We start from the raw sequence: 24931 nt of genomic DNA, 5'->3' as shown, positions 1-24931 counted from the left end.
GACAGACCCCATCACAAATTTGGCAACGAGCTGCTGACTCACTGTCGTTTTTGTTGACGAGTTATGTTTTCTCTGAAAACATAACTCGTCAAAGACAGCCCATTCTAATAATTTACACGCCAGCTGAATGCCCTCTGGGCGAGAAGCTCGCGAAGGCAGTACACCATGAAAAAACCTCTACAGCCGACTTCTGTGCCCGTTGTGTTCAGCCGCATTGCGCTGCTGGTGCTGAGCAGTGCTCTGCTTTCCTGTGGCGGCAGCAGTTCCAGCTCCACCAGCTCGTCCAATTCGTCCAGCGTGAATTCACCTACCGCCTCCACCGCAGACACCAATGTCGAGGCCTTTACCACCCGTAGCAGTATGGAAACGGCCCCCGAGGACATTAACCCGGACTGCGTGCCCGACGAGGCCTCCGGCTTGATTCCACCACGGGGATACCTGGTGTCCAAACCCGGTGAAGAACCCACTCGGCTGGTGGTATTCGCCCACGGTATTGGTCACAGCGTGCGGGCCAGCTGGCTGCCCCATATGCGGCGAGAACTTGCCCTGGCCCAGGAGCTGGAGAACAACCCCGGCAGCGTGGCCTTTGTAAGCACTGACTATCGCGACAACTTCGGCTTTCCGGCACTGCGCGGCGCCCACGACACTATCGCCGCCACCCAATATGCCATGGAAAAATTCCCCACCATTGACACGGTGTATCTGTTTGGCGTGTCGATGGGCGGCGCTGTGTCGGGCACGGCGATTGTGGAATCCACAGCGGTAACGGAAGACGGCAGTTCACTTTACGACTACTGGTTAGACGTTGAAGGTGTCAGTCTGCTTCACGAAACCTACACTGAGGCGCAGGCCGCAGCCAATGCCACAGGCAATGCCACGGCAATGGCGGCGGTGGCTGGAATTGAACGGGATACCGGCGGCACACCGGCGGAATGCCCCCTGGCTTACCAGCGCCGCTCGCCCGTGTTTCACGCAGCAGAGATGCAGTTGGCCGGCATTCGTGCCGCTACGGTGATACACGCCGTTAACGATGGCCTTGTCCCCCACAATCAGGGTCGTCAGATGGCCAGTGCCCTGACCACCGCAGGAATTCCAACCCAATTTTTCACCATAGTTGGCATTCCCGAGGGCCAGGATCCAGGTAGCACGGGAACAGGCACCCTCGGCGCCGGAGAGGCCGATAGCACGCTGAATCTGGCGGGACACGCCAGCGAGGCCGATGCGGAGCACCCGGTGATGCGTATCGCTTTTGAGAATCTTCGCAAGATGCTGGACGGCACCTACAATGAAACCGTGCCTTACCACGAGTGCATAATCGATGCGAATATTCCGCAAGACACCTGCCAGGTAGACCAGTTACAGCCTTGAACAGAAACCAGTAATCGGCGCCTGCCAACACGAGAGGTGCCGGTTACATCAGGCTGTTGCGAAACTGCGAGGGCGTTTTTCCCGCCCAGCGCTTGTAAGCTTTGGCGAAGGCACTTTCATCGGAGAAACCCAGCCGCTCAGCAATATCAGCCACGGCAACACCCTCGGCCAGAGACTCCTCCGCCAGCGTTTTTAACAAGGTGCTGCGCAGCAATTTGAAGGTTACCGTTTCCTCCTGCAGTCGGCGCACCAGATGACGACCACTCATGCCCAAGCATTCCGCCACCCGCTCCTTGCCCCAATGGGGATGCTGACGCAGCAGCGCCTGCACCTGCCGACTCAGCTCACCGTGGGCGATGCTGGTCATCACCTCCTCGGCCAATTGCCGCAAATGATCGCGCATTTCGGTGTTGGCTTGAATCAGCGGTGTGGCGAGAAAACCCGGAGCGAACACCAGGGCATTCTCTCCCGCGTCAAATATAACGGGCGCATCAAGTTGCGCTTTATAATGTTCCCGCGGCGCCGCCGCACTCGCCGCGAAGCTCACCATCTCCACGGTAAACACCCCGCCGCTCAGCCAGCGAGCCAGATTCAACACGCAGGCCATTACCGCCTCGACCCGTTCGCGGCGACAGACATGGTAGTGAGCGTCGTACACCAGATGGCAGTGGTCACCCTCGTGGCGCAGGGCAAAATCCCCCCCCTCGCCGACAATAGGGTGGTACTCCAGTAGCTGGTCGAGGGCCTCGCCAAGGGTTTCACAACTCATCAGCAGCATTCCCACGAGGTCGAGGTGGCCAACCTGCAAGCTCAGCCCCAGCTCCAGGCCGCACAGTGGGTCGTTGGCGTGATCGCAGTAATACCGCCATAGGGCATCCTGAGCGCTGAGAGGCATTCTGCTATCGACCTGGGCCGGCTCACTCAGCTGGGTCGGAATAGCGATCCCCCTCCGAGCCGCTGCTTGCAAAATGCCCTGGGTAAAGCGAAATGTGACGGAGCGCTGATCTGCTGTCATCGTCCTGAATTACCTTTTTCCCGTCCCGAAAAGACCATCACTGTAGGCGATGAATCCGCTATGCTCGACCCACAATGATAACAAACTCGGCGGAGAGACCTTATGTACGCACTGATTGGCGCGGGGCCAATGGGTCTGGCAGCAGCACGCAACCTGCAAAAGTACGACATTCCCTTTACCGGTTTTGAGCTGCACAGCGATGTGGGCGGCCTGTGGGACATCGACAACCCCCACAGTACCATGTACGAGTCTGCACACCTGATTTCATCGCGGCATATGACCGAGTTCCGCGAGTTCCCCATGGCAAAGGAGGGCGCACCCTACCCCCACCACTCGGAACTGCGCCAATATTTTCGCGACTATGCGCGACATTTTCAGCTGTACCCCTGCTACCGTTTCAACACTCGGGTGATCGCAACAGAACCCACCGCCGACGGCGGCTGGAAAATCACCAGCGAAAACACGGAAACCGGCGAGCAGAGCAGCGATTTTTTCAGCGGACTGCTGATCGCCAACGGCACCCTGCACCACCCCAACATCCCCGACCTGCCAGGTCAATTCAGCGGCGAGCTACTGCACTCATCGACATATCGCGACCCGGAAATTTTCGAAGACAAGCGGGTATTAATCGTCGGCTGCGGCAATTCGGCCTGTGATATTGCCGTCGATGCGGTACACCGAGCCCGCTCGGTGGATATTTCGGTGCGCCGTGGCTACTACTTTCTGCCCAAGTTTATTGCCGGACGCCCCACCGACACCCTGGGCGGGCTCGTCCCTCTGCCCCGAGCCATCAAACAACGCCTAGACGCCGCCATGATTCGCATGGTGGTCGGCAAGCCCTCCCACTATGGCCTGCCCGACCCGGACTATCGAATGTATGAATCCCACCCGGTGATAAATTCGCTGATGCTGCACCACCTCGGCCACGGCGACATCAAACCACGGGCCGACATCGTGGATATGCAGGGCCGCACCGTCACTTTCAAAGACGGCGACAGTGCCGATTACGACCTGATACTTCAGGGCACCGGCTACCACCTTGATTACCCTTTTATCGACCGCCAGCTGCTCAACTGGGAGTCCGGTGGAGCACCCTCACTATACCTCAACATCTTCCACCCCCAGCGCCGCAACCTGTTCGTGATGGGTATGATTGAAGCCGCAGGGCTGGGCTGGGAAGGCCGCAATGAACAGGCGGAACTGGTCGCGCTGTATATTCGCCACCAGCTGGACAGCAGCCGCGGCGCCGAGGGACTGGAGCAGGACATTGCCCGCTTCAATGGCCAGCGCATGGACGGCGGTTACAACTACCTTGAACTGGAGCGCATGGCCTACTATGTGCACAAGGACAGCTACCGCAAAACTATCAACGGTTATATCAAAACCCTGAAGCAACAGCTCAGCGCCCCGAGCCTGGCCCATGCCGACTAGCGCCTACAGCGACATCAACGTCGCTTTCAGTCCGACGAGTTTGCTGTTACTCAACGGCATACTCGCACTGATGATCTTTGGTGTGTCCATCGGTCTGCGCAAAGAGGACTTTCTGCGCATTCTGCGCCAGCCCCGCGCCCCGGTCGCCGGATTGATTGCCCAGTTTGTTCTGCTGCCCGCCGCCAGCTGCGCCATTACCATCATATTCAATATTCCTGCAGAATTGGCGTTGGGTATGATCCTGATCGCCGCCTGCCCCGGTGGTAGTTTTTCCAATATCATGACCTGGCTGGCCAAGGCCAGTTTGCCGGTGTCGATCAGCATGACAGCGGTATCGAGCCTTGCCGCCATGGTGATGACTCCACTGAACTTCGCCCTTTACGCCCAGATCAACCCCTCTACCCGCGCATTGATGCGGGAAATCTCCATCGACACCGGCAACCTGCTGCTGCTTGTGGCTCTGGTGCTGCTACTGCCCATGCTGGTGGGCATGGCCCTGGGCCAACGCAAGCCCGAGCTGGCACTGCGCGCCGAAAAGCCCATGCGCTGGGTGACCCTCGCGGTATTCCTCAGCTTTGTGGTCATCGCTTTCCAGCGCAATCAGGCGCTGTTTATGGAATATGCCGACCGCATATTGCTGCTCGTTGTGGCGCAGAACCTGATCGCCCTGTTGCTGGGCAACCTGGCGGGGCGGGCCTGTCGCCTGCCCCGCAATGAACGGCGCGCGGTGACCATGGAAATCGGCATTCAGAATTCAGCACTGGCGCTGTCGATTATCTTTACCTTCTTCCCCCAGGCCGGCGGAATGATGCTGATCGCCGGTTTCTGGAGTTTCTGGCATCTGTTTTCCGGGCTACTGCTGGCACTGTACTGGTCGAAAACCGCAGAGGACACACCATGACGGCAAGCGCTGCCAAAACCGTACTCATCACCGGCGCCTCGGGCTATATCGGCGGACAACTATGCCTGCGCCTTGCCGGTGAATACACTGTGGTCGGGGCCGATATTCGCAAACCCCGGCAGAGTTCGCTCACCGGCAATCCCGCCTTCCACTTTTACCGCTGCGACATTCGCGACGACGCGCTGGCCGACATTATCGCCCGCCATCAGGTCACCCACGTTATCCACCTTGCATCGGTGCTGGAAAGCAGCGGTGACGAAGAACGCGACTACGACATCGACGTAAATGGCACCCGCAATGTCGTTGAGGCCTGCCTGCGCCACGGCGTGCAACACCTGTGTGTCACCAGTTCCGGGGCCGCCTACGGCTACCACGCCGACAACCCGGAATGGATAGATGAATCCGCGCCGCTGCGCGGCAATGACGAGTTCCCCTACTCCCGACACAAGCGCCTGGTCGAAGAATATTTGCAACAGGTGCGACGGGACCACCCAACCCTGCAGCAACTGATCCTCCGCCCCGGCACCGTACTCGGCCGCCACACCCGCAACCAGATCACCGCCCTGTTCGAGAAAAAACGCTTGCTGGCCATTCGCGGCTCGCGCTCGCCCTTTGTTTTTATCTGGGATGAAGATGTGCTGGGGATTATCGAACACGGCATCCGTGAGTCGAAAACCGGCATTTACAACCTCGCCGGCGATGGCGCGCTGAGCATTCAGGAAATTGCCCAGCGCCTTGGCAAGCCGGTATTGAACCTGCCCGCATCGCTGTTGAAGTGGGCGCTGACCCTTGGTCACGCACTGGGGGTCAGCCGCTATCGGCCCGAGCAAATCAATTTTTTGCGCTACCGGCCAGTCCTCAGCAATGCCCGCCTGAAAAAGGAGTTTGGCTACCCCCTTCAGCGCACATCAGCTGAAACCTTTGAGCTGTTTCAGCAGGGCCTGCAAGAGCAGGAGGCACAGTGAAGCACATCGTAATAACAGGAGCCGCCAGTGGGCTCGGTTGGGCCCTGGCACAGGCTTTTCACCAGCAAGGCCATCAGCTGCACCTGGTCGACCGCGATGAAGAGGGCCTGCGTCGCTGCAGCGAAGTCCTGGGCCTGGAGCCATCCCGGCTGTTTGTCGCCGACTTGGCCGACCGCAAACAGCGCGCCACGCTGGCTGCTGCCCTGACTCAGCTCAGTGTCATCGATGTACTGGTCAACAACGCCGGCATCACCCACCGCTCGCTGGTCGGCGTGACCGACCCCGGCGTATTCGACAAGGTGATGACCATCGACTGGCTGGCCCCGGTTGAACTGGCCTCCGCCCTGCTGCCACAGCTGCGCGCAAGCCGAGGGAGTATCATCAATATCGGTTCGATGGCCGGCTGGATGCCGGTACTCGGCCGCGCCGCCTATTGCAGCGCCAAGTCTGCCCTGGGGCAATTTTTTGAGGTGCTGCGTGCCGAGGAGCACCGGCACGGTATTCATGTGTTGATGGTCTACCCGGCTTTTCTGAATACCAATATCGAACGCAATGCCCTGGGCGGCGATGGTGGGCAGGCCCGTCATGCCCGCTCCACCCTGGGCGGCGTGGGAGAAGCGGCCCCACTCGCCAGTGCAATACTCAAAGCCTGGCAAAAACGCCGCCCCCACCTGTTTCCCCACCGGGGCATCTGGGCAGCAAGCCTGCTGTGGCGCATCGCACCTGGACTGTTCCACACCCTGATGCGCCGCCGCTTTGCCGTTGAACTGGAGCAACATTGATGGACCCGTGGATCTGGCTGGGCCTGTTTATTTTCCTCGCCTTTGGCATCGAAGCCATCACCGGCTTCGGCAGTATTGTAATCGCCCTGTCACTGGGCGCGCTGCTACTGCCGATCAACAGTATGCTGCCGGTACTGGTGCCGCTGAACATCGTTATGACCGGTTTTTTACTCCTGCGCCACTATCGGCATATTCACTGGCCAACCCTGCTGCGGCTGATTCTTCCGCTAATGGCCGGTGGCACCCTCGCCGGCTATTTTATGCGCCCCTGGCTGGGCGACGAGGTATTGCAGGGTCTTTTTGGCGCATTGGTGCTGTGGTTCGCGGCGCGGGAATTATGGAAGGTATACCGTGGCATTCGCGCGGCTCGCCACCATCGTTTATGGACTGCGAGCTGGATGCTCAGCGCAGGCATCACCCACGGCCTGTTCGCCTCGGGAGGGCCGTTACTGGTCTATGCTTTATCCGGAGTACAACTGGATAAAGCGGCGTTTCGTGCCACATTGATTACCGTGTGGTTCAGCTTGAACAGCCTGCTGACTCTGGTCTTTGCCTTCGACGGCAGCTTGCTACCGGCCCTGCCCAGAGTCGGCGCCATGCTTCCGGCGCTGATTGCCGGGGTGCTCATTGGCGAGTTGCTCCACCACCGGGTCAACGAGGAAAAATTCCGCGTAGTGGTTTACGGCTTGCTGTTGCTGACCGGAGGCCTACTGGTGACAACGGCGCTATAGCCTTGAGTACAGGCGTTGATATAAAGAATAAAACTGCACTACTGTCGATAACGATAACAAAGAGGATCTGCCATGGCTCGGTTGACTACCCCTCACTTACGGAGCGCGCTGCTTCTGGCATTGCTTGGCAGCGGCTTTTTGCAGTCCGCCCACGGGCAATCTGCCTCGACTCCTAACGTGGAAAACAAGTCGCAAAAGCGGGTGCTCGAGGAGGTCGTGGTGACCGCCCAGAAAACCCAGCAAAGTGCTCAGGATGTGCCCATTTCCATCAGCGCCCTGGGTGGTGACTTTATGCAGGAAAACGCCATTGGCGATTTGGTTGATGTCTCGACCTACGTACCCAATGTGCGGGTGGAGTTCACCAGCCCCTCATCGCCCCAGGTGTTTATTCGCGGTTTCGGCACCAACAGCTTCAACCCCAGCTTCGAGCCTGCCGTCGGTCTGGTGCAGGACGAGATTTTCTACGGGCGACCCAGCTATTTCAGCGAATCCATGTACGACCTCGAACGGGTCGAAGTATTGCGTGGCCCCCAGGGCACCCTGTTTGGCAAGAACACCATCGCCGGGGTGTTTAACGTGAGCAGCCACCCGGTACCCAATAGCGAGGGCAGTGAGGGCAAGCTGTCCTACCGCCAGGAAAAATATGGCGAAGAACGCATCGAGGCCGGTATCGGCATCCGCCTGTCACCGGAATTCGGCCTGCGCTTTTCAGCGATGAACTGGCAGCGCGACGGCCGGCTGACCAACACCAAATTGAACCGCGAGGAAGATGATCGCGACCAGCAGGCACTGAGATTGAAGCTGCTGTGGTCACCCAGCGAAAACAGCGACGTGGAACTGATCGCGCAAACCTCCGACACCAACGTGAATTTCTGGCCACGCCAGCTGATGAACCTGGATCAGGATACCTACGATTATCTGGTGAATTTCGACCCCGACATTGAAGACGACCCTTACAACTTTCAAACCAGCTTTAACGAGGAGGGCAGCTTGTTTCAGGGCTCCGATAGCGCCGTGCTGCGTATCAACCACGACTTTGGCGAAGCTCTGGGCCTGAACCACCTCACCACAACAGTTGTAATCGGCGCTTCCTGGCTGGATGTAGAACAGTATCAGGATCTCGATGTTTCACCCGCCGACCTGCTCACCCTCGACGAAGTGGATGACTACAGTCAGCACAGTGTTGAATGGCGTTTCAGCGGCCTCAGCGACTCCCTGTTCGGTCTGGGTGGCAGTGTTGAGTTCATTGCCGGGCTGTTCTATTTCGAGTCGGACTTCCACATCATCGCCGATGTAATCGTCGGTGACGACATTGCCTCCTACGCCCAGACCCGGGACGCCCAACAGCTTTTGACCGGCAACAGCAATGCCCCGGGCAACCCGCTGAGCGGCCCCATCGGCGGCAGCCTGCCCCAGCTCACCGACAGTGTGCATGAAACCGACTACTACCGTTTCGACTACCTGCAAAACACCGTCGCCACTGCCCTGTTTACCCAGATGAGCTGGGACATCACCGACAAGTGGGTGCTCACCCCCGGGCTGCGCTTGAACCACGAAACCAAGCGCTCCACCCCCACCGGCACCTCGGTGTGTACCAACAAGCCCGTGCCTCCCTGTGTGACCTCGGCGCTGATCGGCGCTAACGATTACGCCCCCGGTGAAATCGAGCGCAGCGAAACCAATCTGTCGCCCAAGCTGTCACTCAGCTACTTCCTCGACGATGCTGTGTCCTTCTATGGCTCGATCTCCCAGGGCTTCAAAAGTGGCGGTGTCAACGCCATATCCTTTACCGGAGAAGAACTGGAGTTTGAACCCGAGGAAGCCCGCTCGGTTGAACTGGGCCTGCGCAGCCAGTGGCTGGATAACACCCTGAAGTTCAACGCCACCCTTTACCGCATGGACTTCGATGACTTGCAGGTGCTCGCCTTTAACGGCCTGTTATTTGACGTGACCAATGCCGCCGCGGCCTTTTCCCAGGGACTGGAAACCGAGTTGCAGTGGCTCACGCCTTATACCCCCCTCGCCATCGACGCCTCGGTGGGCTACCTCGACGCCGAATACAAGGATTACCCCGGGGGTCCGGCACCGATCAGCGACGGTATTGGCGCCCAGCAGGACCTGGCCGGAGAGACCCTGGCCTTCGCACCGAATGTGACTGCCACGCTGACACCCAGCCTGGAATATGTTTGGGGCAACCTGCTGTTCAAGGCCAGTCTCAGTGTGAAACACCAGGGCGAGCACTACACCGACACAGACCTGGATGAAAACACCCGGATTCCCGCCACAACAACCTTTTCCGGTTTTCTGTCCCTGCGCAGTGAAACCCAGGGCTGGAACCTCAGTGTGGGAGGCAAAAACCTGACCGATGAGCGCACCCTGAACCAGGTTATCGACACCGCAATGTTCCCCGGCACCTACAATCCCAGCCAAAATCCCGGGCGCAGTGTATTCGCCAGTTTGTCCTTCGGCTGGTAGCACAACCCTCCACCAGGTGGGGCGTTAACAAACGCTTCGCCTGACTCGGCATTTGCTATATTATCGCCGGCCCAGCGCCCCGCCCCGATGAGCCCGCCATGTCCAGCAACGCCCTCTATACCGACCTGTCGGCTTACTACGACTTGATGTGTGCCGACATCGACTATCAGGCACAGAGCACCATGGCCCGACGCCTTCACCAGCTGTTTGGCAGCGGTTCGCGACACCTCGATCTCGCCTGCGGCACCGCACCCCATATCGAACATTTCATTCACTTCGGATACGACAGCAGCGGACTGGACATCAACCAGCCCATGCTCGACCTTGCCCAGCGCCGCTGCCCCTCGGCCTCGTTTGCCATGAAAGATATGTGCAACTTTACCGTTGAGCAGCCCTTTGACCTGATTACCTGTTTTCTGTACTCCATTCATTACAGTGGCAATACCGCGCAACTGCAGCAATGCTTTGCCAGCGTCTACGCTGCGCTCAACGACGGCGGCGTATTCTGTTTCAATGTCGTCGACAAGGACAAAATCAATAACGCCTTGTCACAGCGGCACAGTGTGGAAAACGAAGGGAGTACCTTTGCCTTTCAATCGGGCTGGTTTTACGGCCACGGCGGCGACCAGCAGACACTGCGACTGCGCATTGATAAAACCACCGCGGGTGTAACCGAATCCTGGCGAGACGAACATGCCATGGTCGCCTTCAGCTTCGCGGAATTGCAGGGCTATCTAGCGGCCCTGTTTGAGGTGTATTTGTTCGAGCACGACGATCAGAAAATACTGCCCTGGAACACCACATCGGGGAATGCGGTTGTCGTCTGCGTGAAAAAACCCGGCGCCGGGCTTCATTAAAGAGCCCTCAGCAAAACGGCTATCAAGAAGCCCTCAGCAAATCGGCGACAAATCCCATTCCGCTCGGCGCCGCTTCATGCCCGGCACGCGACCTCGGCCTGCCCTCAAGCTATCGTGACCTGCCCGGAAATGATTACAATGGGCCGGAGCGAGCACCGACTCAACACCACTCCATCGCGACGGCGACAACAATAATTTAAACAAACATTTCGAGACGAGACAGGCGATATGGCAGACCCCGGCTTTAGCGGATATGACACGGTGATTATCGGAGGTGGAAGTGCGGGCTGTGTATTGGCCAACCGCCTGTCCAGCGACCCCGAGCATCGGGTATTACTGCTTGAAGCCGGCGGCAATGACAACTGGCACTGGTTTCATATCCCCGTGGGCTACCTCTACGCCATGGGTAATCCCCGCGCCGACTGGTGCTACGAGTTGGAGCCCCAGGCCGGTCTCAACGGTCGCACGCTACCCTACCCCCGAGGCAAGGTATTGGGCGGTTGCAGCGCGATTAACGGCATGATTTATATGCGAGGCCAGGCGGCTGACTACGACAGCTGGAATCTGCCCGGTTGGCACTGGCGGGATGTGTTGCCTCGATTCAAGCGATCGGAGAATTACTACGCTGGAGAAAGTGCCTTCCACGGCGCCAGTGGCGAACTCCGAGTAGAACAGCAACGCCTGCGCTGGCCGGTACTGGAGGCCTGGCAGCAGGCCTGTGAGGAATATGGCATTCCCGCCAGCGACGACTTCAACACCGGCGACAACGAAGGCGTCGGGCGCTTCCACGTCAACCAGATCAAAGGGGTGCGCTGCTCGGCCAAGCGAGCATTTATCAACCCCGTAAGAAAACGAAAAAATCTGACGATAGTCACGTCGGCGCTGGTGGATAAGTTGACCTGGGAAGGGGGGCGAGTCAGCGGTATCGACGCCATTATTGCGGGCAAGTCCCGGCACATTGCAACCACTGGCCGAGTGATTCTGTCAGCAGGAGCGATCGCCACACCCTGCATACTCCAGCGTAGTGGCGTTGGCGACGAAGCGACGTTGCGTGAGGCCGGCATTCCCTGCCACCAGCTCCTGCCCGGTGTCGGCGCAAACCTGCAGGACCACCTGCAAATTCGTGTACAGTTTCGAGTGACCAATACCACCACGCTGAACTGCCTGAACGGCAGTCTGTGGGGCAAGGCCCGCATGGGCGCACAGTACCTGATTAATCGCTCCGGTCCGCTGTCGATGGCGCCGAGCCAACTCGGTGCTTTTTTCAAGTCTTCGCCCGAGATCGAACGGGCCGATCTGGAATACCATGTGCAGCCGATGAGCGCCGACAAACTCGGCACCCAACTCCATCCCTTTCCGGGCATGACTGCCAGCATCTGCAATCTGCGCCCGACCTCTACCGGAAGCGTCACCGTGCGCTCTGCTGACCCATTGGCGGCACCGCGCATTGATCCCCGCTATCTCAGCACCGAGCACGACCGCCACCTCGCCGCCCGCGCCATCGAAATTACCCGAGAAATCGCCCGGCAACCTTCGGCGCAGCGTTTTCAACCCGAGGAGATCAAGCCCGGCCCGCAGTTGACCAGCAGTGCCGAGCTCGCCAAGGCCGCCGGCGACATCGCCACCACCATATTCCACCCGAGCTGCACCTGCAAAATGGGGCCAGACAACGACCCCACAGCAGTAACCGACAGCCGCTTGAAGGTGAGAGGCGTCGATAACCTTTATATTGCCGACGCCTCGGTGATGCCCAGCATTGTCAGCGGCAATACCCACGCCCCCACGGTCATGATCGCCGAGACGCTGGCAGAGCAACTCAGAGCCTGTTAACACTCACTCCTGAGGCCAGGCGAAGTCCTTGTATTCAGCGCGAATATCTTTCTTGCTGAGCTTACCCGTGGCGGTGTGGGGCAGGCTGTCGACAAACACACAGGCTCCTGGCACCCACCATTTCGCCACTTTGCCGTCGAACCAGGCAAGCATTTCTGCCTCCGTCAGGCTTGCCCCGTCGTTCAGCACCACCAACAGCAGTGGCCGCTCGGTCCACTTGGGGTGGGGAATGCCAACGACCGCTGCCTCGGCAACATCGGGGTGGTCTACCGCGCAGTTTTCCAGCTCGATGGAGCTGATCCACTCGCCGCCGGACTTGATGACATCCTTGAGTCGATCGGTAATGTGCATATAACCGCGCTCATCGAAACAGGCCACGTCGCCGGTTTCAAACCAGCCGTCGTCGTCCAGCGTTTGGCCGTCGTAGCGATAGTAATCGCCCACCACCCACGGCCCCCGCGCCTTCACCGCACCGGAGCTTTTGCCATCCCAGGGCAGTTCGTTATTGTCTTCATCAACAATTTTCAGCTCGATGCCGAAGACCGGGCGTCCCTGACTGACCAGCAGCTGGTCCTGTTCGGCCTGGGGTAGTGCCTCAACCTCGGGACTGAAGTTGCCGTTGTAGGTGCCCAGCGGATTCAGTTCGGTCATTCCCCAGCCTTGTTGTACCCTCACCTGATAACGGTCGCGGAAGGTTTGAATAATAGAGAATGGGCAGGCCGCCCCCCCTACCGTCAGACGCTCAAGGCTGTCGACCTTTTTGCCAGAGGCTTTCAGGTAGTCCAGCAGCGCCAGCCACACGGTTGGCACCCCCGCCGAGGCGGTCACCTTCTCCTCGTTGATAAGCTGGCACAGGGTTTCACCGTCACCCATTTTCGGGCCAGGCATCACCAGTTTCGCCCCCACCATCGGTGCCGAGTACACCACCGCCCAGCCATTTACATGGAACATTGGCACTATCGGCATTGTGGTATCTCTGACCGACAGCCCGAATACATCCGGCGCCACCGAGGCGTAGCAGTGCAGAATGGTCGAGCGATGGGTGTATAGCACCCCTTTGGGATTGCCGGTGGTACCCGAGGTATAACACAGGGCCGAGGGCGTATTTTCGTCAAACTCCGGGAATTCGAACTCTTCACTGGCTTCGGCCAGCAGGGCCTCGTAGCAGTGCACATTGCGCAGACTGGTCTCGGGCATATGCGCCTCGTCGCTCAGCACCACAAAGCCCTTGACCTCCGGTAGCTTGTCCTGCAGTGGCTCCAGCAGCTTCACCATGGTGGCATCGACAAACACCCACTGGTCGCGGGCGTGGTTGACGATGTATTCGATCTGCTCGGGAAACAGCCGCGGATTAATGGTGTGGCATATCATGCCGCTGCACGACACGGCGTAGTAAATTTCAAAGTGACGGTAATCATTCCACGCCAGGGTGGCCACCGTGTCCTGCTGTTCCAGACCCAGGGCTTTCAACACATTCGCCAGGCGGCGAACCCGGCGAAAGGCCTCGCGATACGTCTGCCGATGCCGGGGATTGTCGGCCGTGACCGAAACAATCTCGGTATTGCCGTGTACTTTTTCCGCGTGGCGCATCAACATGTTAATGGTGAGCTGGCTGGTCATCATCGGTGTCATTATTGTTAGTCTCCCTCGCAATATCATCGCAGTGCAAAATAGTGCTCTGCAGTGTAGTAAAATTCATGCGCAATGTTTTCATAGAACACAATAGTCGTGCCAGAATGGCATGTCACGCACAAATGCTCATCGGGGCACTGATGATCTATACTCACTCAAAGTAATGTGCAGTATCGTAGTAAAGTACGACACCAGCCCCGTGCGGCTACGGCTGCGAAAGTAGCTGCTGCAGTAAAAAACCTGATGCCGACAGCCACACTCCCTGCAATAAGCTGCCGGCAGAGACAAAGGTAACGAGTTCATATTTATGACCATAAACGTCGACATCCTGGACCTCAACGACAAGCGATTGCCCCCCGTGCCACCGGTCACCCGAGGGCTGGCAGATCTGCTGCGCATGGGCGATGTCGATGTGGAGGACGTGATTCACACCATTTCCCAGGAGTCGCAGCTGGCCAAGGGCACCTTGCACCTGCTTAACTCCCCGGTATTCCATCCGAGACGCCCGGTCGCCGATTTCCGCCGCGCCGCCGTCATGCTCGGCCCGCGCAATGTACTGAGTGTGACCATCGCCTTTTCGGTAATCGACACTTTCAACCATATTCGCTTTAACAGCCTCGACCGCGATCAATTCTTTCTTCGCGCGCTGGCCTCCGCCTCGGTGGCCCGCCTGCTGTCGGAGAAGGAGCGGGGGCTGGCCATCGACGAGTGCATTCTGGCAGCATTACTGCAAGACTTCGGCATGATTGTGATCGACGCCCTCGTACCCCAGTACTATGGCAGCATCGCACCCGAGTGCCGGAACCACACCGACTACGTCGCCCGGGAAATTGACGACTTCGGCCTGGACCATGCCGCCGTCAGCCGCGCCCTGTTACGCCATTGGGGCGTCGCCGATTACATCACCGATGCCTGCGGCCTCAGTCACTACAGCGACATTCTGTCCAGCAAAAACAAGGTCGACCGACTTGGCTATATCGCGGGGGTGTCTTCCCTGTGCGGCGACCTGTTCTATACCGACAAACCCAAAGTCCTCGCCCAGGAGCTCCGGGTGCGCTGTGAGCGCGACCTGGGCTGGACACCGGATCAGCTGCCGATATTTCTGAACCTGCTGCGCAGCATGAGCGAAGGAATTGAACCACTGGTCACCGAACTGAAAATCTCGCCTGCTGGCTACAAGCAATTTTGTCAACGCGCGCGCGAGGTCTTGCAGCCGCGTCTGTTTTCCGGTTCCCAGCCACCACCCGAGCCACCCCCTCAAGCCGACCCGGACGGCATTGCCGACGCACTGGATGCCGCCACCGGCCTGTACAATCGAGTGTCGTTTCCGCAGGTGCTGCAAACCGCCATGGACAAGTGCACCTATGATGACGAGCCCTTGAGCATTGTTTTTCTGAGTCTTGTTAACTACCCGCGACTCAAGCAGGAGCGCGGCGCGGAGTACACCGATGCCCTGCTGCGAAAGATCGGCGAGGTGCTTGAAGCCTGGGTGAGACGGGATGACATTCCCGGGCGGATTGCCGACGGGGTGTTTGCGGTGGCCATGCCCAAGGCCCCGGCTCAGTCCTGCGACGCCATCACCCGCCGGCTGCGCGACCAGTGCGAGCTGGCCATTCCCCCCGGCGAGGAAGGTGCTCTGCAACCCCGCTTTGCCGCCACCCATGTCACCCACTACGTCGACAGCGACTTTGGCAGTGCCAGTGGCCTACTCGATGCCGGTACCGACGCCCTTCTCGCGGAGCTACGCCCCTCAGTACAACAGGACGGCTAGAAAAACACCTTGAGGTCCAGCCCATAGGTCGGCGGAGGGGTAATGCCCACATGGTAGGTGCCGAGTACATCGCCGGTTAGCCCGCCGGGCTGGGAGGTACGGCCGTTGTCGAGGAGGTTTTTACCCCACAGCGCAAACTCGTAGTCACCCGAGGGCAAAGTGAGGGCAATGCGGGCATTCAACAGTTCTGTATCTGTGCCATAGCCGTTCACACGGTTGAACTCGTCAATATGATCCTCGTTTTCAGGATCGGTGTTTTCCTCAAAAATGTAATCGACGTGGAACAGCAACAGGCCGAACCGGGTCTCCGGCGACCAGTCGAGGCTCAGGGTGTATTCCTGCGGTGTGGATTCCGAGCGGTTGTCTGCCTCGACAAACTCGCCCTGGGCATCGAAGTGGGCCTCACGGCTGGAGTCCTGTTCGCGATAGGTGTACACAATGCCCGCACGAACCGACTCGGTTATCAGCCAGTCAAAGGTCAGCTCAATCCCCTGCAGCTCCTCATCGGTATTGATGACTGTCGGCACCGCCGCACTGCTGCCGGGTTGCCGCGATTCAATGGCCTCCTGACGGTCATCAATGGTCATGTGGAACAGCGCAGCCTGTGTGCGAATGCGGGATTCCAGAAAGTCTCCCTTTACCCCAAGCTCGTAGTTCTGCACCACTTCAGGCTCCAGCGGTGCCTCCCCCGATCCAGGGTTCAACGAATCATAGCCCCCGGATTTATAACCGGTTGAATAGCTGGCAAAGACCATTGCCCGCTCGCCTAACTGATAGTTCAGCACACCCCGACCAGTGACCTTGCCCCAGCTTTCACTGGCCGATTCCAAACCATCGCTGTTAAAGAAAAAATTCTCCCCCTGGGCCTGTGACAGGGGGAAGTCAGTCAGTGGTGCGAACCAGGTAAAGGCTTTGTCGTCGCGGCTGTAGCGCAGCCCGACGATCACATTCAGCTTTTCGGTCAGGCTGAAGTCCATGTCGGTATACACGCCGTAGCTTTGGAAATCACCGGTGTTGGTCATGGTTTCGGTGACATAGTTGCCCGCCAACTGGGAGCCCAGCAAGGCGTTAATCACCCCCGGCGGCAGACTGGCCATACTCGATGCCAGTTCCGCGACCGCGCCGTAACTGAAGGTGAGGGAAGTGCGCTGAAAGGTATCTTCGGTGCTGTAGTTAACGCCGACAACAATATCGGCCCACTCGCTGGCCACATTGTACTGCAGCTCGAAATAGCTGATATTGGAGTCTTCTTCGTTGTTGGTATCCACGTAAACATCTTCAACCGCTGTGCCGTCTTCATCCTGCAGGTTGTAGGTGTCAAACTGGCGGTAGCTGGCAATCAGGCTCAACATGCCACTGTCACCGAAGTCGTACCACAGCTTTCCCGTCAGCCCCTCCATGTCGCGGCTCTCACCGGCATTGATGGCATCGGTATTCAATTTGCGGTCGCTGGGGTCGGGATAGTTGGAGTGCTCTTCGCTGATACCAATGCGCACCTCCGGCCCGTTATCGACCCGGTCAATATCTGCCGTCCACAGGGTACGCAGGCGATCGTTCACCTCCCATAAAAAGGCGACGCGGGCAAACTGGTTGTCCTGCTCACCGGGGTCGGGCTTCGCCGGGCCTTCGTTTTCGGTGACGGCCGCTCGCTGGTTGTGCAGCATATTCACCCGCAGCGCCATAGCGGAATTCAGCGGCAGGTTGCCCATCAGCTCGCCGCGCAGCAGCTCGTAGTTGCCCCCCTTCACAAAACCAAAGCCGTAGGCCTCCTCAAGGCTTGGCGCATTGGAAATAAAATTCACCACCCCCGCCGCCGCATTGCGCCCGAATAGGGTTCCCTGTGGACCCTTGAGTACTTCGACCCGTTCGATATCCGAAAAGGGAACGGTAATCGCCGCCCGTGGCAGATAAACACCGTCGAGAAAGGTTGCCACTGAAGGGTCGCCGCCGGTACTGATATTGGAGCTTTTGATGCCGCGAATCACAAAGGACGACTGGGTGACATTGCTGTCATCCTGCACCGAGTTGCCCACTTTGAGACCGGGGATATAGGCCTGAATATCACTCATGGTCAAGGCCCCGGTATTCTCCAGATCCTGGGTGGTAAAGGTGTCTACCGTCACCGGAACGGTCATGGCGCTTTGCTCGCGCTTTTGCGCGGTCACCAGAACCTCCTCCAGCGCCAGATTATTCGCCGCAAGGGCGAGCGACGGCAACAGACAACTTACCCCGATTCCGCACTGCACTGCCTTCATCTACTGCCCTCGCTGCGTTTGCCACTGCATTGCCACTGCATTGCCACTGGAAGCGCCACCCTGCCCGCGCAAGCAAACAGGGGCGCGTCGCCCCGGGGCGCTACTTTTTAACGTTAAGCATAAACTCTGCCACCTTCTGCCGAATTTCCTCGGAAAGATGGCCCTGACCCGGCATGGGCGGGTAGTCCGGGCGCACTTTGTGAGGCTCGGCAATATAGTCGGCAATCCCCTTGGCATTGTTGTGATACAGCGCCTGAATGGCCACGGTAGGAGGCCCGATCATTCGCATATTGTAGGCGTGACAGCCGGCGCAGATCCCTTGATAAAGGCGCAGTGTGCGGTCTTCATCATTTTCAATTTCACGGGGAGGCGCACCGTCTGCCAACAGGTAGGTTTCGATATCGGCGGTTGAAGTGCGCTCGCACTTGCTCCATTTTTTCAGCCCGAAGGTCACATACTGCTCTTTGTTCAAAATGCAGTTATCCGGCTCCTGAGCGGAACCAAAGTTGGCGAGAATATCCGGCCCACGGCGCTTGAACTGGGTCATCATTGCCGCCTTCACATCGGCCACCGGGTCGGCGCCATTATCAAACATCAGGTTGTCGAGAATTTCGATACGATCCGGGTTTGGCTCCGAGTCCGGGTCGCTGGCGATATCGGTCACAAAGGCGAGGTCGGTAATCACAATACCCGCGGTCTGGTTGCCGGAAATAATATTGCCCTCTACCACCACCTCGTCGGCCGCCATAATCACCACGCCGATGCCCTTGGGCACCTTGGCGACAATAGAGCCGGGAGCACCGAAGTTTTCGGTGTTGTTATTCACCACAAAGTTGTTGCGCAGAATCACATCGTAGGTGGTTTTAATCGGCAGGCCCGGCGTAATAAACACCAGCAAGCCCGCTGTATTGTTGTGGGCATAATTGTTTTCGACGATGGCATGGCGCGTGTTTTCTATCTCGATGCCGGCCACGTTGTCGAACACTTCGTTGTGACGCACCACCACGTTGTCGCACATGCCAACATAAATTGCTGCGTCTTCAATGCCGCTGAGAACGTTGTATTCGATCAGGCCGTTTTTACCAAACTGGGGGAAAATCCCGTACACCCCGGTATCGATGACGCGGTTGTAGCGGATGGTATAGTTATTCCCCGCCTGCCCCATTATCGCGTTGCCTTTAAAGTGCTTGATGGTCAACCACTCAACGGTGAAGTTATTTCCCGAGTACAAAATGGCGTCGTTGCGCTTGCCCTCACCCTCCAGCACTGGCCACTCGCCATCGACCACCACCCCGCGCAGGGTAATATTGTCCTTGTCGACATAGACACTCTCGCGGTACTCACCCGGGTGAATCAGCACCACGTCGCCGGGGGCCGCCCGGTTTACCGCTGCCTGAATGGACTCGCCTTCCTTGACCGGAATATCGGCGGCCCATGCGCTGTGCATACCCGCGACCAGACTGAGTGCTATCACCAGCCAATGCATTGCTCTCACCATCGTCCTGCTCCTAACTAACGCGGCTACCTGCCCGCCCCACCTTGTGTTATTGAACCCCAACAACCGGTGCCAACCCCGAGGGCACCGACGCGGGGATTTGCGGCATAAAGGACTCATCTGTCAGAGCCCCCATAAAGTCCACCAGACGGTCGAGTTCTTCGCCGGTTAACTTCGGTTCCCAGATATGCCAGTGCAAACTGAGTTTTTCTCCCGGAGGCACCGCGTGACCGCGCCCCCCGGTATAGAATTCTGCGGCCTCGCGCAGGGTGGCGAACCGCCCCGAATGCATATATGGCGCCGTAAGCGCGATATTGCGCAGCGACGGCACCTTGAACCCGCCCCGCTGTGAGGCGTCGCCGGTCACCGCCGCCACACCGGGATCGAGTGGGCGGTTATTCGGCTCAGGGGTGCCTATCACCGCAATCTGCTGATGACTGAACAGGGGCGGCGTATGGCATTCCGCGCAGCGCGCGACAAAGGAACGAAAGATATTCATGCCCTCGATTTCCGCCTCGTTCAGCGCCTCGTGGTAACCGTGAGCATAGAGGTCGTAGCGGCTGTTCAGCGAAATCAGCGATGATTCAAAGGCCGCAATGGCGGTATATACCTGATCCAACTGAATACTGCTGTCACCGTTAAAGGCTTGCGCAAATAACTCCCGGTAAGCGGAGGACGCCCGCAGGTCAGTCAGCAGTTGTTCCGGGGTATTGGCCATTTCGTGGCTGTCGTACAAGGGGCCCAGCATTTGCTCTTCCAGAGAACTGGCCCGTGCGTCCCAGAACAGCCGCTTGAGAAAGCCGACATTCCACAAACTGGGTGCCGAGCGCTTGGCCAGCTGCCCCTTGCTGCCCACACTCAGTGCCCGGCCATCGCTGAAGCCCTTGTTGGGGTCGTGACAGGACGCGCAGCTCATGCTGTGGTCGCCGGACAATACCGGGTCAAAAAACAGCAGCCGCCCCAGATCGATTTGCCGTGGGCTAAACCCCTGGCGCAACTCCGGCAAGCCGGTTTTCAATCCGCCCACGCCACTGTCCTGCAAGGAGTCGTAGCTGGCGTACAGGCTTTGCAAATAGCAGCCTTCGCCATTCAGTTGAAAGCCTGCGGGACAATAATCCTTCAGGCTAAACTCGGCCCCTGCCGCGTGAACCGTGGCGGGCAATGGCAACCAAAGCAGACACAGAGCTACGGCTAAACGCCGCAATGCGCGCGCGGAATACCTTTTCTCCATGCTGATTAACGCGCCAGCGACTGGGTGTACACCAGCACATCCTTTAGCACTTCCGTGCTCGGCAGGGTATTGGCCATCATCGCCATCTGATAGCCGTATTTGTCGTCTTCACTCGCTCCGCGTATTCCTTGCTGGAAGTGCTCATACTGGCGCTGCAAATACCAATCATCGACACCCGCCAGTGCCGGTGCCTGCAAAATATCATTGCCTTCGGCAGCGGGCCCGTGACAGGCACCGCACAGATTGCTGTAGTAGTCCGCCCCACGCTTGGCATTGCCAGTCAACGTCGCCTCAGCGGCCTTTTTACCCAGACCGCTGATATAAGCGACCACCGCATCGACCGCCGCGTCGTCGGGCAGAGTCTTGGCAATCGCCTGCATTTGCATACCGTAGGCGTCTTTTTCATGGGAGCCCCGCACCCCGGAGCGATAGGCCTGAAGCTGACGGCGCAAATACCAGTCCTGCTGATTGCGCAGCGACGGCGCAGCCAGCGCCTTGTTGCCCTCGGCCTTGGCACCGTGGCAGGCGGCGCAGGCGGCATAAAGCTGCTTGCCGTCACCCGCCGCGCCGGTTGCCAGCAGCTGTTGCGCCTGACTGGCCGCCTGCTCGCTGTCGGCACTGGGGCCAACATCGCCGCTACACGCCACCAGTGTGAGCAGGGCAAAGGGCAGCATCATTTTTGAAAGGGCACGGCTGTTGTTCAGGGGCAAACCTCTACGCATCACTGGCTCCGGGCTTCAATCCGTTAATTGAAAACACATTAAGAAAACTTTCTCAGCCCACCCTGACACGCTTGTTATTGTGATTGGTGTCGGCAGCGCACTGGCAAAAGTTAGCATGTATTACATCAACCTTAGCGCGTATTCCCGAATCTGTTAAGAGCCTGCAACACCAGATTCCTGACGGCGCCAACAAGCACCGGCCATAAGCGAAAAATATTCTTATATTTCAGACAGATAAAACGCGAGAACAAATATCCTTCAAGACCGGACGCCACGCCTACTGCATTTGGACGAGGGCAGACCTCACAGAAAAGCAAGCCAAAGAAACAAGTGATGAAGGACGAGGAAGACCGGGGCTGGCAGCGAATGCCAGCCCCGAAGGGAACGACCGCCGCTCAGGGCGCGTCGGTATAGAGCTGGTAGTCGCCGCTACCGCTGTAAGACTTCACTCTCCAGCGGTAAGTACCGGCACTGCCATTGTAGTTGATCTCTTCATTGGAAGACGTACTCTCGCTGCTGGCAACCGACGACCAGCCGCTGAAGAACAAGCTGGTTGTGTACTTCTCCAAATACAGATCAAAGTCAGCGTTGGCCGGGCCCTCAAGTAAACCGTAGAACTGGCCACCGTCACTGCTGAAGCCAGCGGTGTTGGGCGCATAGTCACTCGCATTGGAGCCGCTCAAATTGCCATTGCGCTGATCGCAGCCCGGGCACGGCCCGGCATTGGGGTCAACCACACTGACAGTTTGCGTTGCCGCTGTCGCCTGGCCAGCGTCATCGGTTACTGTGAGCGTTACGGTGTAGTCGCCATAGCTCTGGTACACATGGCTTACACCCACACCGCCGGCACTTGTGCCATCACCAAAGCTCCAGGCATAACTGCCAATAGCGCTGTCATCACTGGAGGCTGAAGCATCAAAGCTGCAGCTCAGTCCGTCGCAGCTCTGACTGAACAAGGCCACTGGCGGCTGATCTACCGGTGTCACATCACCGGGCACCGTTTGCAGCATCAGGTTGGGCGAGCCGCTGCCCAGACCGGTGAGGGTGTTGGCCTCGCCCTGCTGGAGCACCGTCGCGAACACCTGTGCGGGCGATGCGGAAGCGTTTTGCGCCAGTACCAGCGCCGCTGCGCCGGCAACGTGGGGCGCCGCCATCGACGTGCCGCTGATCGTATTGCTGTCGCTGTCACTCTGATACCAGGCCGAGGTGATCGAAGAACCCGGCGCAAAGATATCGACACAACTCCCTTTGTTAGAGAATGAAGAGCGGGCGTCGGCGGAGGTCGTTGAACCCACGGTAATCGCCTCGGCTACCCGGTTAGGCGAGCCACTGCAGGCATCGGCGTTGTCATTGCCCGCGGCAACCACAAAGCTGACCCCGGCATTAATCGCCCCGCGCACCGCTGCATCCAGCGCATCACTGTTGCCACCGCCCAGACTCATATTGGCCACGGCGGGCATCTGCCGATTCGCCGCCACCCAGTCTACACCGGCGATCACCCCGGAATTACTGCCCGAACCGTTACAACCCAGCACTCGCACCGGATGCACAATAGCGCCCTTGGCAACACCCCAGGTCGTGCCTGCCGAGGTGCCGGCAACGTGGGTGCCGTGGCCGTTACAATCGTCGGTGTCTTCGGGATCAGTGCTACCGAACAGCAAACCGGAAGAGACAAAATTACGCCCCACTCCGACCCGCCCGGCAAATTCGTTGTGGCTGGTGCGAATACCGGTATCGACCACATAGATATGAACGCCGCTGCCATCGACACTGTATTGATAGCTACCATCCAGCGGCAGGTCGGGCTGGTCAATGCGATCCAGTCCCCAGGTGGCATTGTTTTGCACCGCGGCTATGGCCACGGTCTGGTCTTGCTCAACCAGTTTCACCACGGGAAGGTTGGCCAGCGCAGCGGCGGCCTCGGGACTTAACTGGGCGACAAAACCGGTCACAGCATGCTCGTACACCCCGAGTAACTGGCCACCCACCTGCCCAAGCAGCGTATCAATTAATGCATGCAGGGGCAGTCCGGCCAGCGGCCCTTCAGTTACTTTTTGCAGCAGCACAATATACTGCCCATCAATCGCTTCACCGGCCGCAATACCGTCGGAAATCGACGATTCCAGCCCGCGCCCGTCATCGGCGGCTGCCAGAGTATCCGGCAACGCTGAGCCGCCACTGCCACCCCCGCAAGCTGTAAGGGACACAGCCAGCGACATGGCCGTTATTATTAGAGGTTTTTTTACAATCATAGGGCGCTCCACGCAGCTTGATTTCATTACTCGCACCTTTGCCGCATCGTAAAAGGTCTTATTACACAGCGGTGCACGAGCGTCACTATACAAGCTTGTTGGTGACAAACTGTTAACCAGCGCATAACAAAGCGTCGGATTCACCCCCAAACACCCCGCGTGAGCACAGGTTGTGAACTGTTCACCACTTTGCGTAATGATCTTCCACAAGACCAAGCAAGCCATTGATTTCTATGGCTTTATTGTCAATACGTAATTTCCCGTACAAACGCCCGAAATGCTGAGTGAAGTTGGACGCCAACAGCCCCGCATTCACCTTTTCACGCCGCGCACCAATAGGCACAAAACGCAGCTGAACATCATCGTTAAAGTCGTTGATTTGCCATTCACCATCGGGGTTTTGACGATCAAACTCAAAATTTACCGTCGCCAAATCAACACGCCGACCATCCAGCCACAGCGCATTTTCCGTTACTCCGGTATCATTTACCCCCGCCGCAAAATTCAGTCCGAGTGTGCGACCATCAGGCAGCCTTGCCGACAAACTCGCCCAATTCCAAAAGGTCTCCCGGCGCATAAAGCCCGTGGTCCAATCCACTGACCCCAGCGCCTCTAATTCTCCCAGATCATACTGTCGATGCCGCCAGCTCACCCGGCCAGTAACAGGTCGCGCGGCCGCCTTTTGGGTATAGGCCCAGCCCTGGTAACCGGCCCGCGTCGCAACTGCAACGGGCTGATAGTGGCTGGCTTCATCAATGTGGGCATCAACCTGCAAGCCCGACTTCAGCACCACCGACACCTCTCGCTCGCCGGGCCGGGCTGTAATGGTGAAGCGATTGCGACCCGAGCGGAACGCACTGACGCCATCATTGGGACGATTATCAAAGCGGGTGTGACGGCCGAGAGGAACAATGAAGCTCGCCTCCTCAAAGTCGCCGGTTTCCGGTGAATAGCAATATACAAAGGCATTGCTGACCCACTTGAGATCGACAATAGCCAACCCGACAAGCAACTGGGGGCTGCTTATCGCCACAAACTGAAACTGATTGACGGCGAAGCGGCGCGCCAGCTTGCTGCGGGGCCGGTCCATCGCCGTGCGCAATGCGTAGTCGAGATAGTTCACCTCTTTACAGGGGGCATCGAAGCGACCCAGCGCTACCCGTCCCTGTGCATCCACCAATTTTTCGTCCATCTGCACCAAACCTGTCATTCCGTATC

Annotated in this window: 18 protein-coding genes; 10 read left to right on the top strand and 8 right to left on the bottom strand. The window is 58.4% G+C overall.

What is annotated here, in order from left to right:
- Positions 1-165: 165 nt before the first annotated feature.
- Complete coding sequence (locus tag HCU74_RS14140; RefSeq protein ID WP_168451084.1) at positions 166-1368, top strand: alpha/beta hydrolase family protein; 1203 nt, start codon at positions 166-168, stop codon at positions 1366-1368.
- Between the two features lie 43 nt (positions 1369-1411).
- Here the strand turns inward: HCU74_RS14140 and HCU74_RS14135 are convergent, their stop codons facing one another.
- Complete coding sequence (locus HCU74_RS14135; protein ID WP_168451083.1) at positions 1412-2383, bottom strand: AraC family transcriptional regulator; 972 nt, start codon at positions 2381-2383, stop codon at positions 1412-1414.
- 102 nt (positions 2384-2485) lie between these two features.
- Here HCU74_RS14135 and HCU74_RS14130 point away from each other — a divergent pair, with 102 nt between their 5' ends.
- The 8 genes from HCU74_RS14130 (at position 2486) to HCU74_RS14095 (ending at position 12355) form a co-directional block, all read left to right on the top strand.
- Positions 2486-3814 carry a flavin-containing monooxygenase gene (locus HCU74_RS14130; protein ID WP_168451082.1) on the top strand — a complete coding sequence of 443 codons (1329 nt, stop codon included), beginning with the start codon at positions 2486-2488 and terminating at the stop codon, positions 3812-3814.
- On the top strand, positions 3804-4715 hold the full coding sequence (locus HCU74_RS14125) for a bile acid:sodium symporter family protein (RefSeq protein ID WP_168451081.1): 912 nt from the start codon (positions 3804-3806) through the stop codon (positions 4713-4715). Before HCU74_RS14130 ends, HCU74_RS14125 begins: the two co-directional genes overlap by 11 nt.
- Complete coding sequence (locus HCU74_RS14120) at positions 4712-5680, top strand: SDR family oxidoreductase (RefSeq protein ID WP_168451080.1); 969 nt, start codon at positions 4712-4714, stop codon at positions 5678-5680. Before HCU74_RS14125 ends, HCU74_RS14120 begins: the two co-directional genes overlap by 4 nt.
- A complete protein-coding gene (locus HCU74_RS14115; protein ID WP_168451079.1) occupies positions 5677-6462 on the top strand; it encodes an SDR family NAD(P)-dependent oxidoreductase in 786 nt (261 codons plus the stop codon). The genes HCU74_RS14120 and HCU74_RS14115 overlap by 4 nt, the downstream gene beginning before the upstream one ends.
- Positions 6462-7193, top strand: a complete 732-nt coding sequence (locus tag HCU74_RS14110) for a sulfite exporter TauE/SafE family protein (protein WP_168451078.1) — start codon at positions 6462-6464, stop codon at positions 7191-7193. The genes HCU74_RS14115 and HCU74_RS14110 overlap by 1 nt, the downstream gene beginning before the upstream one ends.
- Positions 7194-7265: 72 nt before the next feature.
- Positions 7266-9668: a TonB-dependent receptor gene (locus tag HCU74_RS14105; protein ID WP_168451077.1), complete on the top strand. Its 2403-nt coding sequence runs from the start codon at positions 7266-7268 to the stop codon at positions 9666-9668.
- Positions 9669-9766: 98 nt separating this feature from the next.
- Entirely contained in the window at positions 9767-10525 is a 759-nt protein-coding gene (locus HCU74_RS14100; RefSeq protein ID WP_168451076.1) for a class I SAM-dependent DNA methyltransferase, read from the top strand.
- 228 nt (positions 10526-10753) lie between these two features.
- Entirely contained in the window at positions 10754-12355 is a 1602-nt protein-coding gene (locus tag HCU74_RS14095) for a GMC family oxidoreductase (RefSeq protein ID WP_168451075.1), read from the top strand.
- A gap of 3 nt (positions 12356-12358) precedes the next feature.
- Here HCU74_RS14095 and HCU74_RS14090 read toward each other — a convergent pair whose 3' ends face one another.
- A complete protein-coding gene (locus HCU74_RS14090) occupies positions 12359-13987 on the bottom strand; it encodes a long-chain fatty acid--CoA ligase (RefSeq protein ID WP_246864648.1) in 1629 nt (542 codons plus the stop codon).
- Positions 13988-14294: 307 nt separating this feature from the next.
- On the opposite strand from HCU74_RS14090, the gene HCU74_RS14085 reads away from it, so the two are divergent.
- Positions 14295-15758: an HDOD domain-containing protein gene (locus HCU74_RS14085; protein WP_168451074.1), complete on the top strand. Its 1464-nt coding sequence runs from the start codon at positions 14295-14297 to the stop codon at positions 15756-15758.
- Here HCU74_RS14085 and HCU74_RS14080 read toward each other — a convergent pair.
- The 6 genes from HCU74_RS14080 to HCU74_RS14055 form a co-directional block, all read right to left on the bottom strand.
- A complete protein-coding gene (locus HCU74_RS14080) occupies positions 15755-18013 on the bottom strand; it encodes a TonB-dependent receptor (RefSeq protein ID WP_168451073.1) in 2259 nt (752 codons plus the stop codon). The two genes, HCU74_RS14085 and HCU74_RS14080, sit on opposite strands and share 4 nt — an antisense overlap.
- 100 nt (positions 18014-18113) lie before the next feature.
- A complete protein-coding gene (locus HCU74_RS14075) occupies positions 18114-19511 on the bottom strand; it encodes a parallel beta-helix domain-containing protein (RefSeq protein ID WP_168451072.1) in 1398 nt (465 codons plus the stop codon).
- A gap of 46 nt (positions 19512-19557) precedes the next feature.
- Positions 19558-20739, bottom strand: coding sequence for a cytochrome-c peroxidase (locus tag HCU74_RS14070; RefSeq protein ID WP_168451071.1), 1182 nt, complete (start codon positions 20737-20739; stop codon positions 19558-19560).
- Positions 20740-20744: 5 nt separating this feature from the next.
- Positions 20745-21461: a c-type cytochrome gene (locus HCU74_RS14065; RefSeq protein WP_246864647.1), complete on the bottom strand. Its 717-nt coding sequence runs from the start codon at positions 21459-21461 to the stop codon at positions 20745-20747.
- Positions 21462-21856: 395 nt separating this feature from the next.
- Positions 21857-23713, bottom strand: coding sequence for a S8 family serine peptidase (locus HCU74_RS14060; protein ID WP_210425288.1), 1857 nt, complete (start codon positions 23711-23713; stop codon positions 21857-21859).
- Between the two features lie 181 nt (positions 23714-23894).
- Positions 23895-24923 carry a DUF2804 domain-containing protein gene (locus HCU74_RS14055; protein WP_210425287.1) on the bottom strand — a complete coding sequence of 343 codons (1029 nt, stop codon included), beginning with the start codon at positions 24921-24923 and terminating at the stop codon, positions 23895-23897.
- Positions 24924-24931 lie beyond the last annotated feature (8 nt).

Origin of the sequence: Spongiibacter thalassae, from assembly GCF_012272835.1 — a bacterium.
In the GTDB taxonomy this organism is placed as follows: Bacteria; Pseudomonadota; Gammaproteobacteria; order Pseudomonadales; family Spongiibacteraceae; genus Spongiibacter; species Spongiibacter thalassae.
This window is presented reverse-complemented; position numbering and strand designations above follow the sequence as displayed.

Excerpts from the sequence above, each read along its gene's own strand:
- HCU74_RS14095 (WP_168451075.1), top strand. The coding sequence starts at position 10,754 with ATGGCAGACCCCGGCTTTAGCGGATATGACACGGTGATTATCGGAGGT.
- HCU74_RS14065 (WP_246864647.1), bottom strand. The coding sequence starts at position 21,461 with ATGCGTAGAGGTTTGCCCCTGAACAACAGCCGTGCCCTTTCAAAAATG.
- HCU74_RS14075 (WP_168451072.1), bottom strand. The coding sequence starts at position 19,511 with ATGGTGAGAGCAATGCATTGGCTGGTGATAGCACTCAGTCTGGTCGCG.
- HCU74_RS14090 (WP_246864648.1), bottom strand. The coding sequence starts at position 13,987 with ATGACACCGATGATGACCAGCCAGCTCACCATTAACATGTTGATGCGC.
- HCU74_RS14110 (WP_168451078.1), top strand. The coding sequence starts at position 6,462 with ATGGACCCGTGGATCTGGCTGGGCCTGTTTATTTTCCTCGCCTTTGGC.
- HCU74_RS14125 (WP_168451081.1), top strand. The coding sequence starts at position 3,804 with ATGCCGACTAGCGCCTACAGCGACATCAACGTCGCTTTCAGTCCGACG.
- HCU74_RS14130 (WP_168451082.1), top strand. The coding sequence starts at position 2,486 with ATGTACGCACTGATTGGCGCGGGGCCAATGGGTCTGGCAGCAGCACGC.
- HCU74_RS14060 (WP_210425288.1), bottom strand. The coding sequence starts at position 23,713 with ATGATTGTAAAAAAACCTCTAATAATAACGGCCATGTCGCTGGCTGTG.
- HCU74_RS14055 (WP_210425287.1), bottom strand. The coding sequence starts at position 24,923 with ATGACAGGTTTGGTGCAGATGGACGAAAAATTGGTGGATGCACAGGGA.
- HCU74_RS14100 (WP_168451076.1), top strand. The coding sequence starts at position 9,767 with ATGTCCAGCAACGCCCTCTATACCGACCTGTCGGCTTACTACGACTTG.
- HCU74_RS14140 (WP_168451084.1), top strand. The coding sequence starts at position 166 with ATGAAAAAACCTCTACAGCCGACTTCTGTGCCCGTTGTGTTCAGCCGC.
- HCU74_RS14085 (WP_168451074.1), top strand. The coding sequence starts at position 14,295 with ATGACCATAAACGTCGACATCCTGGACCTCAACGACAAGCGATTGCCC.
- HCU74_RS14135 (WP_168451083.1), bottom strand. The coding sequence starts at position 2,383 with ATGACAGCAGATCAGCGCTCCGTCACATTTCGCTTTACCCAGGGCATT.
- HCU74_RS14070 (WP_168451071.1), bottom strand. The coding sequence starts at position 20,739 with ATGGAGAAAAGGTATTCCGCGCGCGCATTGCGGCGTTTAGCCGTAGCT.
- HCU74_RS14120 (WP_168451080.1), top strand. The coding sequence starts at position 4,712 with ATGACGGCAAGCGCTGCCAAAACCGTACTCATCACCGGCGCCTCGGGC.
- HCU74_RS14080 (WP_168451073.1), bottom strand. The coding sequence starts at position 18,013 with ATGAAGGCAGTGCAGTGCGGAATCGGGGTAAGTTGTCTGTTGCCGTCG.
- HCU74_RS14105 (WP_168451077.1), top strand. The coding sequence starts at position 7,266 with ATGGCTCGGTTGACTACCCCTCACTTACGGAGCGCGCTGCTTCTGGCA.